General features: G+C 53.9%; 14 protein-coding genes. 2 read left to right on the top strand and 12 right to left on the bottom strand.

The features are described from left to right. Nucleotides 1–57: 57 nt before the first annotated feature. From L103DPR2_RS00455 to L103DPR2_RS00425, 7 genes are all read right to left on the bottom strand, one after another. Nucleotides 58–1,023 carry an alpha/beta hydrolase gene (locus L103DPR2_RS00455; RefSeq protein ID WP_082466663.1) on the bottom strand — a complete coding sequence of 322 codons (966 nt, stop codon included), beginning with the start codon at nucleotides 1,021–1,023 and terminating at the stop codon, nucleotides 58–60. 9 nt (nucleotides 1,024–1,032) lie between these two features. Then, complete coding sequence (locus tag L103DPR2_RS00450; protein ID WP_055359252.1) at nucleotides 1,033–1,998, bottom strand: glucokinase; 966 nt, start codon at nucleotides 1,996–1,998, stop codon at nucleotides 1,033–1,035. Nucleotides 1,999–2,017: 19 nt separating this feature from the next. Further along, nucleotides 2,018–2,449, bottom strand: coding sequence for an ExbD/TolR family protein (locus tag L103DPR2_RS00445; protein WP_055359251.1), 432 nt, complete (start codon nucleotides 2,447–2,449; stop codon nucleotides 2,018–2,020). Nucleotides 2,450–2,461: 12 nt separating this feature from the next. Beyond that, on the bottom strand, nucleotides 2,462–2,875 hold the full coding sequence (locus L103DPR2_RS00440; protein ID WP_055359250.1) for an ExbD/TolR family protein: 414 nt from the start codon (nucleotides 2,873–2,875) through the stop codon (nucleotides 2,462–2,464). 47 nt (nucleotides 2,876–2,922) lie between these two features. Then, on the bottom strand, nucleotides 2,923–3,789 hold the full coding sequence (locus L103DPR2_RS00435) for a MotA/TolQ/ExbB proton channel family protein (RefSeq protein ID WP_055359249.1): 867 nt from the start codon (nucleotides 3,787–3,789) through the stop codon (nucleotides 2,923–2,925). Nucleotides 3,790–3,861: 72 nt separating this feature from the next. Continuing rightward, a complete protein-coding gene (locus tag L103DPR2_RS00430; RefSeq protein ID WP_055359248.1) occupies nucleotides 3,862–4,497 on the bottom strand; it encodes an energy transducer TonB in 636 nt (211 codons plus the stop codon). A 171-nt stretch (nucleotides 4,498–4,668) separates the two neighbouring features. Beyond that, nucleotides 4,669–6,468 carry a glucokinase gene (locus tag L103DPR2_RS00425; protein ID WP_055359247.1) on the bottom strand — a complete coding sequence of 600 codons (1,800 nt, stop codon included), beginning with the start codon at nucleotides 6,466–6,468 and terminating at the stop codon, nucleotides 4,669–4,671. Between the two features lie 287 nt (nucleotides 6,469–6,755). Here L103DPR2_RS00425 and L103DPR2_RS00420 point away from each other — a divergent pair, with 287 nt between their 5' ends. Together L103DPR2_RS00420 and L103DPR2_RS00415 are read left to right on the top strand one after the other, a co-directional pair. Continuing rightward, nucleotides 6,756–9,335, top strand: coding sequence for an alpha-amylase family glycosyl hydrolase (locus L103DPR2_RS00420; protein ID WP_231717655.1), 2,580 nt, complete (start codon nucleotides 6,756–6,758; stop codon nucleotides 9,333–9,335). Further along, nucleotides 9,332–10,702 (top strand): MATE family efflux transporter, encoded by a 1,371-nt coding sequence (locus L103DPR2_RS00415; protein ID WP_055359245.1) that lies wholly within the window; start codon nucleotides 9,332–9,334, stop codon nucleotides 10,700–10,702. The genes L103DPR2_RS00420 and L103DPR2_RS00415 overlap by 4 nt, the downstream gene beginning before the upstream one ends. 2 nt (nucleotides 10,703–10,704) lie before the next feature. Here the strand turns inward: L103DPR2_RS00415 and L103DPR2_RS00410 are convergent, their stop codons facing one another. Genes L103DPR2_RS00410 through L103DPR2_RS00390 form a run of 5 tightly spaced genes read right to left on the bottom strand, consistent with a single transcriptional unit; the run spans nucleotide 10,705 to nucleotide 16,991 of the window. Further along, nucleotides 10,705–12,423 (bottom strand): glycoside hydrolase family 13 protein, encoded by a 1,719-nt coding sequence (locus tag L103DPR2_RS00410; RefSeq protein WP_055359244.1) that lies wholly within the window; start codon nucleotides 12,421–12,423, stop codon nucleotides 10,705–10,707. A 1-nt stretch (nucleotide 12,424) separates the two neighbouring features. Continuing rightward, nucleotides 12,425–13,561: an ABC transporter ATP-binding protein gene (locus L103DPR2_RS00405; protein ID WP_055359243.1), complete on the bottom strand. Its 1,137-nt coding sequence runs from the start codon at nucleotides 13,559–13,561 to the stop codon at nucleotides 12,425–12,427. Between the two features lie 14 nt (nucleotides 13,562–13,575). Then, nucleotides 13,576–15,213 (bottom strand): alpha-glucosidase family protein, encoded by a 1,638-nt coding sequence (locus tag L103DPR2_RS00400; protein WP_055359242.1) that lies wholly within the window; start codon nucleotides 15,211–15,213, stop codon nucleotides 13,576–13,578. Between the two features lie 30 nt (nucleotides 15,214–15,243). Continuing rightward, nucleotides 15,244–16,080, bottom strand: coding sequence for a carbohydrate ABC transporter permease (locus L103DPR2_RS00395; protein WP_055359241.1), 837 nt, complete (start codon nucleotides 16,078–16,080; stop codon nucleotides 15,244–15,246). Continuing rightward, nucleotides 16,077–16,991: a carbohydrate ABC transporter permease gene (locus L103DPR2_RS00390; protein ID WP_055359240.1), complete on the bottom strand. Its 915-nt coding sequence runs from the start codon at nucleotides 16,989–16,991 to the stop codon at nucleotides 16,077–16,079. The genes L103DPR2_RS00395 and L103DPR2_RS00390 overlap by 4 nt, the downstream gene beginning before the upstream one ends. Nucleotides 16,992–17,003 lie beyond the last annotated feature (12 nt).

Below are 17,003 nucleotides of genomic sequence, written 5' to 3'. Positions count from 1 at the left end.
TGCAGTCGAAAGGGGGCGGCGTTGGATGGGCGCAGGTTCAGCTGCTGCTTGCCGTGGTCATTTGCCCAATAAAAATAACACAGGTATTTCAAGTCGCGCGGCCCATGCATTTTCATTGTGGCCAGTGCCGTCGAAAACCCGCGTCATGAAATTAGTCTGTGCGCCTTGCTCTACATAGCCTTTGTCCCGAATGATTTGATTGACAAAGTTTTGATAGGGCGCATAAAGCGCGTCCAACTCTGTGGTGCCGTGATCTTGGTAAATTTTGTGGCCTTGAGGTGGTGCCAAGTGATCGCGCAGGTATACATAGGCCGCCAGTGGAATGTGTGAATTGGCTTCATAGCGACCGATCCAATGTGTTGATAGCCCTGCAGCACCGCCAAAAACGTGCGGGTATTCGTTCAAGGCATAAACAGAAATGAGGCCGCCCATGCTTGAGCCCATCACCACTGTATGGTCTGGCCCTACCAAGGTAGGGTATTGACGGTCAATGACGGGCTTGAGTTCTTCCACCAAAAAGCGCAGATACGCATCCGCTTGTGGTTTGTTTTGTAAATTAGCTTCCAACTGCAATTGGCGTGGACCAGGCAGGAGATGTTGCAAAAACTTTTGAGGAAAATACTCGCTGTGCCGGTACTTGCCATTGTTCCAAACGCCCACGACCAAGGTGGGGCCAATTTGCCCAGACTGCATCAGCCGTGTGATGGTTTTGTCTACCTGCCAAGCTTGTTGGTTCCAAGTCATTTTTGCATCGAAAAGCATCTGCCCATCGTGCATGTAAATCACATTGAAACGCTGCCCTGCAGCTTTCAGCGACTCAAAATTGTCAGGCAACCAAACATCCACATGTCGCGCATCCACATACTGGGACGGGAAGTGGGCCAATCTCTCGATGCGGCCTGTTTCAGTTTGCGGTAACGCCTGAGCACTTTGCTGAGCATGGCCACCTAAGGGTACCAGTGCACTTGCCAGAAGCGTGAGAACAGATGTAAAAAATGCAATGAGCGAGTGGGCGTAGCGCATGGTGCCTACTCAGTTCAAAGATCTGGAAGCACCAAATAAAGCAGGGGATTCGGCTGCATTGATCACGTAAACCGGAATGTCTTTGAGGTACTCGCGAAATCGGCCCTTGGCTTCAAAACGTTCTCTAAATACAGAAGACTCAAACCAGCCCAGCCACCGCGGTACAACGCCGCCGCCTAAATATACGCCACCCAAGGCACCCAAGGTGAGTGCCAAATCACCCGAGACGGACCCTAAAAAACCTGCAAACATTTGGAGACTCTGCAAGGCCAATGGATCTTTGTTTTTCAAGGCCAAATGGGTAATGTCGGCAGCACTGGTCACTTCCGTGGGCGGGTGTCCTTGAAGCTGCCGCATCGCCAAATACAAGTCCACCAAACCTTGACCCGACAGCACGCGCTCGGCAGACACATGTCCATAGCGCTGGCGAATGAGTTCAATCACGCGGTACTCGGTGTCGTTTTGAGCGGCCAAGGTGACATGGCCGCCTTCCCCCGCAATGGCCACCCAGTGGTCATTGGCATCGGTGGGTAGCAAGCCTGAAACGCCCAAACCTGTTCCCGCACCAATCAGCGCCTTGGGAGCGAAGGCTTGCGCCACCGTGCCACCCACTTGCACCAAGTTTTCAGGCGGAATGGAGGGCAGTGCCAAGGCCAAAGCGGTGAAGTCATTGATGACTTTCAGTTGTGCCAAGCCCAAACTGCGCTGCATGTCAGAAATTGAGAAAGACCAATGGTGATTGGTCATGCGAATCACATCGCCGGTGATGGGATTGGCAATGCCCAAGGCGCCGACGCGTGGCATGGGCAAGTTTTTTAATTCAAGGTACGTGCGGATGGCGGCTTCCAGGGTGTCGTAGGCCGCACACGGCAAGACCAAAACATGTTCGATGCCGGTGTGCGCGCTGGCTTGCCATCCAAATCGGGCGTTGGTACCGCCCACATCTCCCAATAAACGCGGAAACGTATCAGTCACAAATCAAATCTTCAAAAGCTCAATTCACAAACTGCTCGGATCCCACGATGCCCAGTTTGTTCAAGCCCAATCGCTGTGCACTGGCCATCACCAATGCCACAGATTCGTACTTGGCCTTGGCGTGTGAGCGAATGTGCAACTCAGGTTGTGGCTGAAGACCAGAGGCTTCTGTCAACTTCGCTTCCAAATCGGCGCGGCCAGCTACGGGGCGACCGTTCCAATTGATCACGCTGTTGGCGTCCACATCAATCTTGATCACCACAGGTTCCACTTTTTTGGTGGGCGGTGTGGACACCGGCATGTCCAAATTCACAGAGTGCAACTGTGCAGGGATGGTGATGATCAACATGATCAACAGCACCAACATCACGTCAATCAATGGCGTGGTGTTGATCTCCATCATGACTTCTGGCTCGTCGCTGCCAGATCCTGAACCGACGTTCATTCCCATGATCTTGTTCCTTTATTGTGGCTCAGTGATGAACCCGACCTTGGTGATGCCGGCGCGCTGCACCGCATACATCACTCGGCCCACCGACTCAAAGTCACTCTTGGCATCGCCCCGGATCTGAACTTCAGGTTGGGGTTTCATGACCGCAAATTTCTTCATGCGCTGGAGCAAGTCGTCTGAATTTTTAATGGGTGTGTCGTACAAGAAGATCTTGCCCTTCACATCCACAGAGATGATCACGTTTTCTGGCTTGGTCTCCCGCACCATGTTTTTCTCTTTGGGCAAGTCCACCTTGATGGACGTTGTCACCACCGGAATCGTGATCAAGAAGATGATCAGCAAAACCAACATCACGTCCACCAAGGGCGTGGTGTTGATCTGGCTCATGATCTCGTCATCGCCTTCTGAGCCTACGTTCATTGCCATGATTGGCCTCTCAGTAAATTGAGGTTTGAATGATGAGCAAGCTTGAATTACTTGTTGCTAGAAGCCAGCAACACAGAGTGCAAGTCAGAACCAAATGCGTTCACGTCTTCCATCACAGCCTTGTTGCGGCGAACCAGCCAGTTGTAACCCAGCACTGCAGGCACGGCCACAGCCAAACCGATGGCCGTCATGATCAAAGACTCGCCCACGGGGCCGGCCACTTTGTCGATGGACGCTTGACCGGACATGCCGATTTTCACGAGTGCGTTGTAGATACCCCAAACCGTGCCGAACAAACCGACGAAGGGTGAAGTAGAGCCCACTGTGGCGAGCACAGCCAAGCCGTCTTGCATGCGGCTTTGAACGTTGCCAATGGCGCGCTGAATGCTTTGGGTGGTCCATGTGTTGAAGTCAACGGCACCGAGTAATCCGGTGTGCTTGTTGGCGCTCTCCAAACCCTTCTCTGCAATGAAGCGGAAAGGGCTGTCTTCGGCCAAGCCGTCAGCGCCTTGACGCAAAGAAGAAGCAGTCCAGAAGTTGTCTTTGGCTTGTGTTGCAAACTTAGCGGCCTTTGATTGCTCAAAGAACTTGGTGATGATCACATACCAAGAACCCATGGACATCAGCACCAAGATGAGCAATGTGCCTTTGGCCACGATGTCGCCTTGGGCCCACAAAGCGCCCAAGCCATAGGGGTTTTCGTCGTGCGCGCCAGCAGCGGGTGCGGCCGTTGCTTCAGCAGGCGCTGCAGGTGCGGGGGCAGCAGCAGGTGCAGCTGCTTCGGGCGCTGGGGCCGCAGCAGCGGGAGCAGCAGGTGCAGCCTCCTTGGGCTTGGCTGCAAAACTGGCGCTGGCCAGGCCAAGGCCTGCCACCAAACCGATGGCCAGGACGAGAGTTTTGAGTTGCTTGATCATGGAAAGACTCCTCTGAAACGTATTCAATTAAATTTAAAAAATGTTCAACAAATGTGTTGGATGGTGATGGGCTTATTCCAAGCGCCAGGTGTACTTCATGCTGGCCCAGGTTTGCTGCGGCTTGCCGTCCACTGTGCCAGGCTTGAATTGGCACTTGGACAAGCCCGCACGTGCGGCTTCGTCCAGGCGCCTAAAGCCTGAGGACTTTTCAACGGCAGACTCGATCACCTTGCCATCTGCGCCCACCAAGAACTTCAGCGTCACCGTGCCCTCTTCTTCCAAGCGCTTGGAGGCGCTGGGGTACTCAGGCTTTTCGCAGCTAGATGCGCTGATCACCGCGGCTGTTACCACTGGCGCTGCAGCCACAACGGGCATGGGCGATGGGGGTGCGACGGGCTGGGGCGTATTGGACACCGCAGCAATGGCGTTCACAGGTGTTGGTGCAGCCACGGCCACTTCCACGGGGGGAACGTAAGCGGGCGGTGGGGGCGGCAAATTCTTAGGAGGTGGAGGGGGCGGGGGCGGCGGAATGTCCGGTTTGGTCTCCTCCAAAAGAACGGCCTCAACCGGTCCTTTGATCACCTTCACAAACTTGCGCGCAAGTCCGGAGTTGATGGCCCAAAACAGCAGCCCGTGTAACACCACCACAACCGTCAAACCCACAATGTGTTTGCGGGGTGTTCTCTGCCGGCTGGCGTAATCGATCATGTAGCAAGTACTCCTTTTCAGGTCGGTAGGGGGTTGAGATTTCCAGTGCCCCCAAATCTTCAGGTTTCAATCTGGATGGGTCGGAATTGTAATTAAGTTACAGCCTTAAGCAAGTAATCGGTAGAAAAATTACATAAGGGTTATCCCTTGATGTTGATCTTATCCACCCTTTCATTGGCTGTGCGAAATGTAGGGTTTTGAAGGCGCGGCCAAATGCCGCATTTCAAGGCCCACAATCAAAATGTCGATCAACAGCAGGTGCAAAACTCGGCTGACCATGGGCAGGTGGGTGGCAGCGTGTTCGTTGTGCTCGGCCACCAGGGCCACGTCGGCTTTGCGGGCTAAGGGTGATTGATTGGCCGTAATGGCTATCAAACTGGCACCCCGTTGTTGAATTTTCTCCTGCAAAGCCATCAGCTCTGGCAATTTGCCGCCGCTGCTGATGATCAGTGCAACGGTCCCTGGCTGGATGGTGGACGCTGTTAAGTCTTGCAAATGGGGGTCGGTGTGCGCACCGCAAGGCAAGCCCAGTCGCAGAAACTTGGTTTGTGCATCTTGGGCCACCGCAGCGTAGTTGCCGACGGCAAACAATTCAACCCGGTCGGCGGCCGCTACCAACTCAATGGCGCGGTCAATCGATTCACGTTGCAATTCATTGCGCAGTTGCAAGATGGCATTGGCCGTGTTGCCCAGCACCTTGGCACCCAATTCCAGCATGGAGTCGTCGTGTGTCACTTGAGAATGCGTGATGGGCACCGACATGCTCAATCCAGAAGCCAAACGCAATTTAAAGTCGGACAGTCCCTTGCACCCAACGGATCTGCAAAAGCGAATCACGGTGGGTTGGCTCACCTGTGCGGCCACAGCAATGTCGTGAATCGGGTCGCTTAAAACGGACCTTGGTTTGGACAAAACCAAATCAGCCACGCGCTGTTCGGCGGGTGAAAGCTCGGCTCTGGAACGGCGGATCTGAGTCAGGATGGCCGAACCGGGTGAATTGAGCAAAGCTCGCAATTGGGCGTCCAAAATGGCCGAGGCGCCCATGAATGTGGCCTCGGGCGCTGTGATGACGAAGGTGGGAATGTGGGCCAGGTAATTGGTGAACCGGCCCTTTTCTTCAAAACGTTTTCTGAACCCAGAACGGTCAAAAAACGCACCCAGGCGCGGCACGATGCTGCCCCCAATGTAGATGCCCCCAGTTGCCCCCAAAGTCACTGCCAGGTTGCTGGCGGCCGTGCCCAGCATGTTGCAAAACACCTCCAGGGTTTCTGCACAGAGCGGGTCTTTGTCTTCCAAAGCCAGCCGCGTTATATCGGGTGCAGACAAGGCTTTGACAGTTTGCTGATTCAATTGGGCTAAGGCGAGGTAAGTTAATTCCAAGCCCGGCCCCGATAACAAACGTTCAAATGAAACGTGTTGAAACTGTTGCCATGCAAACTGCAAAACCGCTGCTTCTCGGGCATCTGCTGGTGCAAAACTGGTGTGGCCGCCCTCAGAGCCGAGTGAGGTCCAGCCGTCACCCGCAGGAATCAGGCCAGAGACACCCAAGCCAGAGCCCGACCCGATCAAACCAATCACACTGTTTTTGACGGCTTGGCCAGGGCCTACTTGTCGAAAGTCCGCAGAAGTCAAGCGAGGCAAGGCCATCGCCAGGGCTGTGAAGTCGTTCACCACCACCAAGGTTTCCAGCCCTAAGTGAGCCCGTGTTTCTTCGATGGAAAATTGCCAGTGGTAGTTGGTCATGCGAACCAGATCACCATCCACGGGGTTGGCGATGGCCACCGCCGCATGGACCACGTCTGCTGACTTCAGGCTGCCTAAATAAGCCGCCATCGCGGCTTCAAAACTGGGGAAATCGGCGCATCTCAAGCTCCGTTGCTGCGAGAACTCGCCGTAACTGGTCTCGATGGCAAACCGAGCATACAAGCCGCCAATGTCAGCAATCAGGCGGGGAGAATCGAAAGCGATCATGGGTCAGGGTCTATGTATTGCGCTTGCCATTGGGTACATGAATAGCGTCACTTTTGTAATGTAACTACTTCAAAATGTACCTGAACTGTAACCGCATTGGGGGTCTGAGTTCAAGCAGCGATTTTCAAAAAATCAAGCAAAATAGGCGTTTTCTGAACCGTCTGCTGGATGAAATGCCCATGTTATTTTCCAACCTTCGTAGTAAAGCTACAGCTCTCTCGGCATGTGTGGCGCTGTGGGCTGGGCTTCTGAATTCAGCGGCTGCAGGGCCTGCTTTGAAGCTGCACGTGCCTTCGCCTGATTGGCGAGATCAAATCATTTATTTCCTCATGACCGATCGGTTTGAGGATGCAAATCCTCACAACAACAACCAAGGCGCGGGGGAGTTCAATCCGCAAAAAGAATCGCATTACAGCGGGGGTGACTTGGCGGGGGTGAAAAAAAGACTTGCCTACATCCAGGGCTTAGGGGCTACGGCAGTTTGGATCACGCCGCCCGTCGCCAATCAATGGTGGAACGGTGAATATGGTGGCTACCACGGTTATTGGGCCTCCGACTTCAAACGCTTGGACCCACACGTGGGCACTTTGAAAGAGTACCAAGAACTGTCCGATGCTTTGCACCGCAAAGGCATGTACCTGGTGCAAGACATTGTGTTGAATCACACGGGTGATTTTTTCCGATACAAAAACTGGAACCCCCAAGACCCTGCGCAAGGGTTTGAGCTCAAACCTACGTCTGTGCCCATGAAAGCCCCGACGCAAGCACCCTTTCACATGAACGATCCGCGCAATCCGGCGCACCGCGCGGCCGGCATTTATCACTGGACGCCGGATGTCAACAATTACAACGATCGACAACAGGAATTGAATTTCCAGATGTCGGGGTTGGACGATTTGAATTCTGAAAATCCAGTGGTTCGCCGCGCATTGCGTGACAGTTACGGCCATTGGATTCGGCAAGTGGGTGTGGATGCGTTTCGTCTAGACACCGCCGTGTTTGTCCCGCCAGACGCAGTCCAAGATTTTTTATACGCCAAAGACCCCAAGCAACCCGGTATGCGCATCGTGGGGCAACAAACCGGTCGCCAAGATTTTTTCACCTTCGGTGAAGGATTTGCCATCGACAAGGCGGGCGAAACCAAAGCCATGCGCAAAATTGAAGGCTACGTTCGCGATGATCAAGGCAAACCTGTGATGCAGGGCATGCTGAATTTTCCGCTCTATGGCAGTGTGGGCGAGGTCATGGCGCGAGGACGTCCTACCCAAGAATTGGGCGAGCGCATTCGCCAGATGATGAAGTTGCACAGCGACCCTCATCGCATGCCCAGCTTCTTAGACAACCACGATGTTGACCGATTTTTAAAAGGAAGCAATGAGGTGGCCTTGCGTCAAAGTTTGGCCGTGATCATGACCTTGCCCGGCATTCCAACTTTGTATTACGGCACTGAGCAAGGATTCAAGGAACAGCGAGCCGCCATGTTTGCCGCAGGTTATGGCTCAGGTGGCAAAGATCACTTTGACACCCAAGCACCGCTTTACCTCTTCACCAAAAGCCTCGCCCAAGTACGCAAGCAGCACCGTGTCTTTTCGCGGGGCGTGCCCACTGTCTTGCGTGACGATGCTGCAGGTGCGGGTGTGTTGGCCTATCGCATGGACCATGGCGGGCAATCGGCTTGGGTGATTTTCAATACCGCAGAACACCCTGTGTTGCTGGACAACTTGGACTTGATGCAAGGTTTGTCAGTGTCACAAAGACCGCGAACACTGACAGGTGTGTGGGGCGTTGAAGGCGCACAATTCAAGATGCCACAAGATGTCGATTTGCGCGCAGCACTGACGCCCACGGGTTTGTTCAACTTGTCGTTGGCACCCCGCAGTACCTTCATCTGGGTAGGCAGCACAAAGCCTGTGCTTGAAAGGCGGGAGGCCCCCACTGCCTTGAAGTTAAAGTTGCCTGCCAATTTGCCGACGCAGGTATCGGGTGATTTTGACTTGACAGGTGAATGGCCAATCACCTCCGCCGCCAACGTGGAATGCGTGTGGGTGGTCAATGGTGATTTGAAAAATGCACAGGTGATTCAGCCTGCCATGGGCGCCGCAACTCGGGAATGGCAACTGCGCGTTGACACGTCGCGTTGGCCCGATCAAACCGCCCAACGTGTGGTGCTGTTGCTGCGCCATGCACAAACCAAAGAGGTGTTGGCGGTCAGTGATGCGCAGCAGGTCTACATGAAAAAAGAGTGGCAATTGATGGCTGCAATCGATGACCCTGTGGGAGACGATCTGGGTCCGCAGGGGCAGTATGTTTACCCGCAAGACCCGACCTACGTTCCAGGTACTTTTGACATTGAAAGGCTTGAAGTCTGGTCCGCTGGAAAATCTTTGCGGCTCAAAGTGAAGATGGGGGCGATCAACCGAAGCTGGAATCCAGCCAATGGCTTTGACCACGTGGCCTTTACTTTTTTCATTGGCAAGCCCGATGCCAGCAACGGCTTGCGCGTGATGCCATTGCAGCAAGACCACTTGCCCGAGAGCACGCATTGGCATTACCGCTTGCGTGTTCACGGGTGGTCCAATGCTTTGTTTACAGCCCAGGGTGCCAGTGCCACGGCAGAAGGAATGGCTTTGCCTGAAGGCGCCAAAATTCAAGTGGATGTTGCCGCTCGCACGGTTCAATTTGATTTGCCAGCCAGTTTGTTGGCCGATGTGACTTCGCTCAAAGGGCTTCAGTTAAGCGTGAACACATGGGACTACGACAACGGTTATCGCAAGTTGTCGCCGCAAGGTGGCGGGTCTGAGATGGGCGGTGGCCAAGCCGCGCAGCCCTTGTGGATGGACCGTGTCTTGCTTGAATTGAAACCATGAAGTTACGCTTTGGTGCGGTTGCTGCGCCTTTGTTTGTCGAATTGGGGATCGGCATTGCCGTCGGCATGCTGGGGACACGCTTCGCCGCGCATATTTCGGATGCAGCTGGCGGCGCATTTGCACTGACCAACCATTTGTTTGGCTTGTTGTTCATGGTCTTTCGCTTGGTCGGTGCGGGCATCGGCGTTGTCGTCAGTCAAAACCTCGGCGCCAAACAATTTGCGGAAGCTGATCGTGTAGCGCGTGCTGCATTGGCAGCAGGAACATGGATGGGGGGCAGCATGGCGGTGGTGGCCTTGTTGTTTGCCACGCCTTTGCTGCAACTGCTCAATGCGCCGCCTGATGTGTTGGCGCTGGCAGTGCCACTGTTGCAAGCCTTGTCATTGGCCTTGCTGTTGGATGCTTGGAATGCTTGCATGGCCAGCGTCATGCGCGCGCATTTGCGGACGCGGGAAACTTTGTGGGTCATGTTGGTGATGCATGCGGTGCATGTCAGTCTGGCTTGGCCTCTTATGCACGGTGCACCTTGGTTGAAATTCATCTCAGATTGGCCTGGTATGGGTTTGCCGGGCTTTGCGGTAGCGCTTGTCATCAGCCGCTTGGTGGGTTTGATGTTGCATTGGCTGCTTTGGCAAAGGCGTTTGAACTTGGCACCATCGTGGTCTGACTTTTGGCGTGTTCGTTGGACCCAAATGAAACACATCTTGCACATTGGCTTGCCGGGTGCTGCCGAAAATCTGTCGTGGGAATTGGCTTTCATGGTCAGTGTCGCAGCGGTCGGCGTCATGGGGACGCATGCCTTGGCCACACAGGCTTATGTGTTGCAGTTCAACATGTGGATCTTGATCAGCGGTGCTGCCATTGGCATGGCCGTTGAAACGGTGGTGGGCCATTTGGTTGGCGCTAGACATTTGCGGGACGCACATGTCTTGGTCAAGCGCGCGCAAACCATTGGTTTTGCAGTGACCACCGTGGTGGCTGTGATGATGGCATGGCAAGGGTCGAGTTTGCTCGGTTGGTTCACCAGCGACCCCCTCATTTTGGAAGAGGGACGGCGTTTGTTTTGGTGGTCTATCTTGCTAGAAACTGGCCGTACTTTTAACTTGATCGTGATCTCTGCCTTGCGCGCCACAGGTGATTCTCGCTATCCGTTTTATGCCGGCGCAGGATCAATGGCGGTGGTGTTGGCTGGTGGCAGTTGGTTGCTAGGCGTGCATTGGGGCTGGGGCCTGACGGGCGTATGGATTGCGTATGCCGCGGATGAGTGGATTCGCGGCTTGATGATGTGGCACCGCTGGGTCTCACGCGGTTGGATTCCGCATGCACGGGCGACGCATGCCCGCATGCGTCATCAGGCGCTCAATTGACCTCAAGACAAAACGTAAACGCGTGCTTCCCACGCAGCCAAGGTGTCGGGTGCCAAATGCCATTCTTCAAGCGGCAAATTGCCAATCAAGGGCGTAGCTTTTGAAATGTCAGGTAACTGCTTCAATGGCAAGCCCTGAAACTGGCTGCTGAAATTGCACAGCACCAACAATCGCACAGACGCCATTTGCCTCGTGTAAGCAAACAAAGTGGTGTGTTTGGGCAGCAGCAATTCAAATTGACCGTCGATCAGGACTGGCCATGTTTTGCGCAAAGCAATCAACTGACGGTAGTAGTGAAACAAAGAGTCTTCGTCAGAAAGTGCCTGTGCGGCATTCACTTCCGCGAAGTTGTCGTTGACTGCCAGCCAAGGTTGTCCTGTGGTGAAGCCCGCTTGCGCATCACCGGTCCACTGCATAGGGGTTCTGGCATTGTCGCGACCCTTGGCGTGAATGGCCTTCATCACCTGCTCAGGGTTTTGTCTTTTTTGGGTCACTGCAACATGAAACATGTTGCGCGTTTCAATGTCCTGGTAGGCGTCAATGTGGTGCCATTTGACATTGGTCATTCCCAGTTCTTCACCTTGGTAGATGAAGGGTGTGCCTTGCATCATGTGCAGACAAGTTGCCAGCATTTTGCCGGAGCGAACGCGAAACACGCCATCGTCACCAAAGCGAGAGATGGCTCGGGGTTGATCGTGATTGCACCAGTACAAACTGTTCCAACCTTTGCCATGCAAAGCAGTTTGCCAATGGCTCAAACTGGCTTTCAAATCGGGCAAGTGCAAAGGCTTCAGCGCCCACTTGCCTTTGCCTGGTTGGCTGTCGACGTCCATGTGCTCAAATTGAAACACCATGTTCAAAGCACCTGTTTCAGCGTCCGTGATGGCCTGTGCTTGTTCAACTGTGGCGCAAGGCGATTCACCAACAGTGATGCAATCGTAGTGGTCCAGAACTTCACGCCGCATTTCGTGCATAAAGTCCATCAAGCGGGGGCCATGCGTCACCATCTCAAATGCCGGTTGCAAAAATCCGTCTTGAACAACCGGTGCATCGGGCAATCGCGGCAAAGATTGACCTGTCGGGTCCAATTGCCATGGTTTTGAGATCATGTTGATCACGTCCATGCGAAAGCCGCCCACACCTTTTGTCAACCAGAAGTGCATTAGCGCGTACACCTCTTGCCTGACCTTGGGGTTTTCCCAATTCAAGTCAGGCTGCTTTTTAGAAAACATGTGCAGGTAGTACTCGCCCGTGGCCTCATTGAAGGTCCATGCGGAACCATTGAAAGCTGCTTCCCAGTTGGTAGGCTCGCGCCCTTCCACAGGGTCCTGCCAAATGTAAAAGTCGTGATACGGGTTGTCGCGTGAACTGCGAGCCTGCTTGAACCACTCGTGTTCATCGGAGGTGTGGTTCACCACCAAGTCCATCATCAAGCGAATTCCGCGTGCCTTCATGCCTGCCAACATCTGGTCAAAGTCGGCCATGGTGCCAAACTCTTTCATGATGCGGCGATAGTCGCGGATGTCGTAGCCGTTGTCGTCGTTGGGAGAGTCGTACACCGGTGACAACCACACAATGCCCACGCCCAAGGCTTCGAGGTAGTCTAGCTTGGCTGTGATGCCGGGCAAGTCGCCAATGCCGTCGCCATTGCTGTCGGCAAACGAACGTGGATAGATTTGATAGGCGACCTGTTGGCGCCAATCGGTTGAAACGACAGGCATGTCAGTTTGGCAATTCCACGGTGCGCTGGCAGGCCATGCCGTGGCTGTCAAACAAATGCAGTTGGTCGGGCAGCATGCACAAATTGAGTGAGGTGCCCGCGCTGGTGGTGGCACTGCCTTCCACTTTCACGGTGGTCACGGCTTGGCCTTCGCCCATTTGCACATAAAGCAAAGACGAATCGCCCAAGCGCTCAATGTGTTGCAAGTGGCCTGCCACGTTGCTGCCTGCACTAGTGGAGGTCAATGGAATGTGCTCGGGCCGGATGCCCAGTTGCACGCGTTCACCTGCTTTCAAGTGTCGTGCGTCCACCGCGGCCTTGATCAATTGCTCGCCCACTTTCACCGTGGCGTAGCCTTCTTGTGCATCGACCAAATGGCCGTGCAACAAGTTCATTTTGGGTGAGCCGATGAACTCCGCCACAAACAAGCTCACAGGGCGGTGGTAAAGGTCCATGGGCGAGCCCACTTGGGCCACACTGCCGCGCTCTTGAATCAGGGCTCCTGTGTGCAGCAGCACAATTTTGTTGGCCAAGGTCATGGCCTCCACCTGATCGTGCGTGACGTAAATCATGCTGGCCGAATTCATGTCTTTGTGCAGTTTGGCAATTTCCAAGCGCGTTTGGACGCGAAGTGCCGCGTCAAGATTTGACAAAGGCTCATCAAATAAAAACAGCTTAGGTTCTTTCACAATGGCGCGGCCAATGGCCACACGCTGGCGCTGGCCACCTGACAAAGCTTTGGGCAAGCGATCGAGCAAAGGTGTGAGTTGCAAAATGTCGGCAGCCGCCTTGACCTTGCGATCAATCTCGGCTTTGTCAGAGCCCAATACGCGCAGACCAAAGGCCATGTTTTCGCCCACCGTCATGTGCGGGTACAGCGCATAGCTTTGGAACACCATGGCCACGCCGCGCTTGGCCGGTGGCAAATCGTTCACACGCTGACCTTCAATCAGCAAGTCACCTGACGTGATGTCCTCCAAGCCTGCCACCATGCGCAGCAGGGTGGACTTGCCGCAGCCCGATGGACCCACAAACACACAAAACTCACCTTGTTCGATGGTGAGCTTGGCGTTGTTGATCGTCAAAGGCAATTCGGGTGAGTAACGCTTGCAGACGTTTTGGAAATCAATGCGTGACATGCCGGTCTCCGATGTCAAAGGGCCAACAGCAACGCGCCGTAGGTCTCTAAATGAATGTTCTCGCCCGACACACTGCCACCGCCCAAACCTGGGATGGGCAACATCGATGCAGACTTGAAGGGCGCAGGCAAGTCTAGGGTGGCTGCGCTTTCGCTAAAGTTAAATGCGCACAACACTTTTTTTCCTTCATGTTCACGAACAAAGGCCATGACTTGTTGGTGCACAGGAAGCAAGGCTTGATCGCCATGTAACAACACTTCTTGGCCTTTGCGCCATGCCAACAAGCTCCGATAGAAGTTCAGCAAAGACTGGGGGTCTTTGTCTTGCTCAGAGACGGCCAATGTGCGATAGGCTTCTGTCAAAGGCAGCCAAGGTTTTTGCGTGCCGCTGCCAAAGCCCATGTCGGCCGCTTGGCCATCCCAAGGCATGGGCGTACGGCAGCCATCACGGCCTTTGAATTCTGGCCACATGGTGATGCCGTAGGGGTCTTGCAAATCTTCAAATGCCACTTGCGCTTCGGGCAAGCCCAGCTCATCCCCTTGGTACAGGCAGGGGGATCCGCGCAGGCACATTTGGAAGGCTGCGGCTACTCGCAGTTTGCGAACGTCGGGCGTCTCTCCGCCCCAGCGTGAACCCACACGCACCACATCGTGATTCGACAAAGCCCATGAAGGCCAACCGGTGGCATTCTTTTCGGCAAATCGCGTCATCAAATCGTGCAAGTACGTGCTGCTGCTGTCGGGGCCAAGCAAGTCAAAGCTGTAAGCCATGTGCAGTTTGTCCGTACCACTGGTGTACTCGGCCATGACACTCAGGCCATCGTCGTCACCAATTTCGCCCACCATGGTGGTGTTGGGGTATTGGTCGAGCAGCGCGCGCAGTTGTTTCAAGAACCCAATGTTTTCGGGCTGGGTTTTGTCAAACTTGTGATGCTGCCAGCCGTAGGGATTGACGTCGTTCACAGCAGGATCGTTGCCCTTCGGTTGTCCCCGTCCAGGATTGCTGCGCAATTCTTTGTCATGGAAATAATAGTTGGCCGTGTCCAAGCGGTAGCCATCGACCCCCAGTTCTAACCAAAATTTCACAGTGCCCAAAATGGCTTCTACGACTTCGGGGTTGTGATAGTTCAAGTCGGGTTGGCTACTTAAGAAGTTGTGCAGGTAGTACTGACGACGGCGTGTGTCCCATTGCCAGGCACTGCCACCAAAAATGGACAGCCAGTTGTTCGGTGGGTTGCCATCGTCTTTGGCATCAGCCCATACATACCAATCCGCTTTGGGGTTGCTGCGTGAACTGCGGCTTTCTGCAAACCAGGGGTGTTGATCGGAGGTGTGCGACAGCACTTGGTCAATCATCACGCGCAGGCCTAAGTCGTGTGCTTTATTCACCAAAGCACGAAAGTCGTCCAGCGTTCCAAACAAAGGATCGACGTCGCAATAGTCACTCACGTCATAACCAAAGTCCTTCATGGGACTTTTGAAAATGGGCGACAACCAAACGGCATCAGCGCCCAGTTGGGCCACGTAATCCAAGCGCTGTGTGATGCCAGGTAAATCGCCGACACCATCACCGTTGCTGTCGGCAAATGAGCGAGGGTAAATTTGGTAAATGACGCCGCCGCGCCACCAGTTGTTGTTAGGTGCTTTGCTCATAATTTAGAAATACAAATCAAACTGAAGAAGTTAACCCTTGACCGCGCCTGCTGTGAGGCCCGAGACAATTCGTTTCTGGAAAAAGAACACCAACAGCAGCAAAGGCACTGTGACAATCACTGAGCCTGCCATGATGGTGCCCCAAGGAATTTCAAATGCCGTGGCACCGGCGATCAAAGAAATGGCCACGGGGACTGTGCGCTCTGTGTCATTGATCACAAAGGTCAATGCAAACATGAACTCATTCCAAGCGCCAATGAAAGCCAGCAAGCCCGTGGACACCAAGGCTGGCCATAGAAGCGGCATGAAGACTTGAAAAATAATTCTGATCGGACCACAGCCGTCCATGATGGCGGCTTCTTCCAACTCGCCAGGCAGTTCTCTCATGAAGGTGGTCAAAATCCAAACTGTGAATGGCAGTGTGAAGATGGTGTAAGGCAACACCAAACCCCAGGCTTTGTTGTAAATGCCCAGCCACTGAATCAGCTCAAACATGCCCGACAGCACCGCTACTTGCGGGAACATCGAGACTCCCAAAATACAAAGCAGTAGCAAGCCTTTGCCTTTGAAACGAATCCGGCCCAGTGCATACGCTGCAGTGACGCCCATCAGCATGGCAAAGCCAACCGTCATCACCGCCACCATGACCGAGTTGACCAAGCTTTTGCCGAAAGGCTGCACACCTTCAAACAAGGCGGCGTAATTTCGCAAGTCTGCTTGATCAGGAATGATTTGCGTGTTGAACAGGGCGGTGCCAGTTTTCAATGAGGTTGAAATGGCATAGACAAATGGATAGACAGAAACCAAGACCACCAAAGCCGAAGCGAGGTAGATGAAGACTGTGGTCCCAGATGAACGGTTTTTCATTTGGCATCCTCCGACAGTTTCACACGGGCCAACTTCAAAAAGACAATGGCCGTCAGCAAGATGATCAAAAACAAGGAAGTAGAGGCAGCCGAACCATAACCCATGTTGCCGTACTCGACCATTTCGCGGCGTACGAAGCCCGACATGCTGATGGTGGTGCTGCCGTTGGCAGTGAGCACATAGATCAAATCAAACACGCGCAGCGAATCGAGCAAGCGGAAGACGACAGCTACCAACAAAGGTTGGCGAATCAAAGGCAAGGTGATTTTCCAAAACACACGCAAAGGGTGCACACCGTCTACCCGTGCAGCTTCATAACAATCTTTCGGGACCGTTTGCAGAGCCGCCAAAATCAACAAAGCCATGAACGGCGTTGTTTTCCAAACGTCCACCAACACCACAGTCCACAAGGCATAGGCCGGCTCTGCTGTCCATGCAATCTTTTGAGAAATCACACCCAGTGCAAGCAGGTAGTTGTTGATCACACCAAATTGATCGTTCAGCATCCAGCCCCACATCTTTGCCGACACAATGGTCGGGATGGCCCATGGCACCAACACGGCGGTGCGAACCAAGGCCCTGCCTTTGAACTCTTGGTTCAACAGCAAGGCAACCCCCAATCCGGTCAGCGTTTCTAAAATGACTGACACCACAGCAAAGCTGAAGGTGTTGCGTATGGAAACGCCCCAGTCACCCGCCCAGAATCCACCTTCATCATTGGGGTTGAAAAACAAACCGTATTCGCCAAAGTAGTTTTCCCAACCCACAAATTCGGCAGCCGAGATGTCGTTGATGTTGATATCAGTAAAGCTGAACCATATCGAGCGAGCCAATGGCCAAACAGCCACGACCAGCATCAGCAGCACCATGGGTGCCAAAAAGAGCCATGCGGTTTTAACTCTGGAATTCATGAGGCGTACTTT

Source organism: Limnohabitans sp. 103DPR2 (genome assembly GCF_001412575.1).
Taxonomy (GTDB): Bacteria; Pseudomonadota; Gammaproteobacteria; order Burkholderiales; family Burkholderiaceae_C; genus Limnohabitans_A.
This window is presented reverse-complemented; position numbering and strand designations above follow the sequence as displayed.

Excerpts from the sequence above, each read along its gene's own strand:
- L103DPR2_RS00425 (WP_055359247.1), bottom strand. The coding sequence starts at position 6,468 with ATGATCGCTTTCGATTCTCCCCGCCTGATTGCTGACATTGGCGGCTTG.
- L103DPR2_RS00430 (WP_055359248.1), bottom strand. The coding sequence starts at position 4,497 with ATGATCGATTACGCCAGCCGGCAGAGAACACCCCGCAAACACATTGTG.
- L103DPR2_RS00445 (WP_055359251.1), bottom strand. The coding sequence starts at position 2,449 with ATGGGAATGAACGTCGGTTCAGGATCTGGCAGCGACGAGCCAGAAGTC.
- L103DPR2_RS00410 (WP_055359244.1), bottom strand. The coding sequence starts at position 12,423 with ATGCCTGTCGTTTCAACCGATTGGCGCCAACAGGTCGCCTATCAAATC.
- L103DPR2_RS00415 (WP_055359245.1), top strand. The coding sequence starts at position 9,332 with ATGAAGTTACGCTTTGGTGCGGTTGCTGCGCCTTTGTTTGTCGAATTG.
- L103DPR2_RS00440 (WP_055359250.1), bottom strand. The coding sequence starts at position 2,875 with ATGGCAATGAACGTAGGCTCAGAAGGCGATGACGAGATCATGAGCCAG.
- L103DPR2_RS00455 (WP_082466663.1), bottom strand. The coding sequence starts at position 1,023 with ATGCGCTACGCCCACTCGCTCATTGCATTTTTTACATCTGTTCTCACG.
- L103DPR2_RS00405 (WP_055359243.1), bottom strand. The coding sequence starts at position 13,561 with ATGTCACGCATTGATTTCCAAAACGTCTGCAAGCGTTACTCACCCGAA.
- L103DPR2_RS00400 (WP_055359242.1), bottom strand. The coding sequence starts at position 15,213 with ATGAGCAAAGCACCTAACAACAACTGGTGGCGCGGCGGCGTCATTTAC.
- L103DPR2_RS00395 (WP_055359241.1), bottom strand. The coding sequence starts at position 16,080 with ATGAAAAACCGTTCATCTGGGACCACAGTCTTCATCTACCTCGCTTCG.
- L103DPR2_RS00390 (WP_055359240.1), bottom strand. The coding sequence starts at position 16,991 with ATGAATTCCAGAGTTAAAACCGCATGGCTCTTTTTGGCACCCATGGTG.
- L103DPR2_RS00435 (WP_055359249.1), bottom strand. The coding sequence starts at position 3,789 with ATGATCAAGCAACTCAAAACTCTCGTCCTGGCCATCGGTTTGGTGGCA.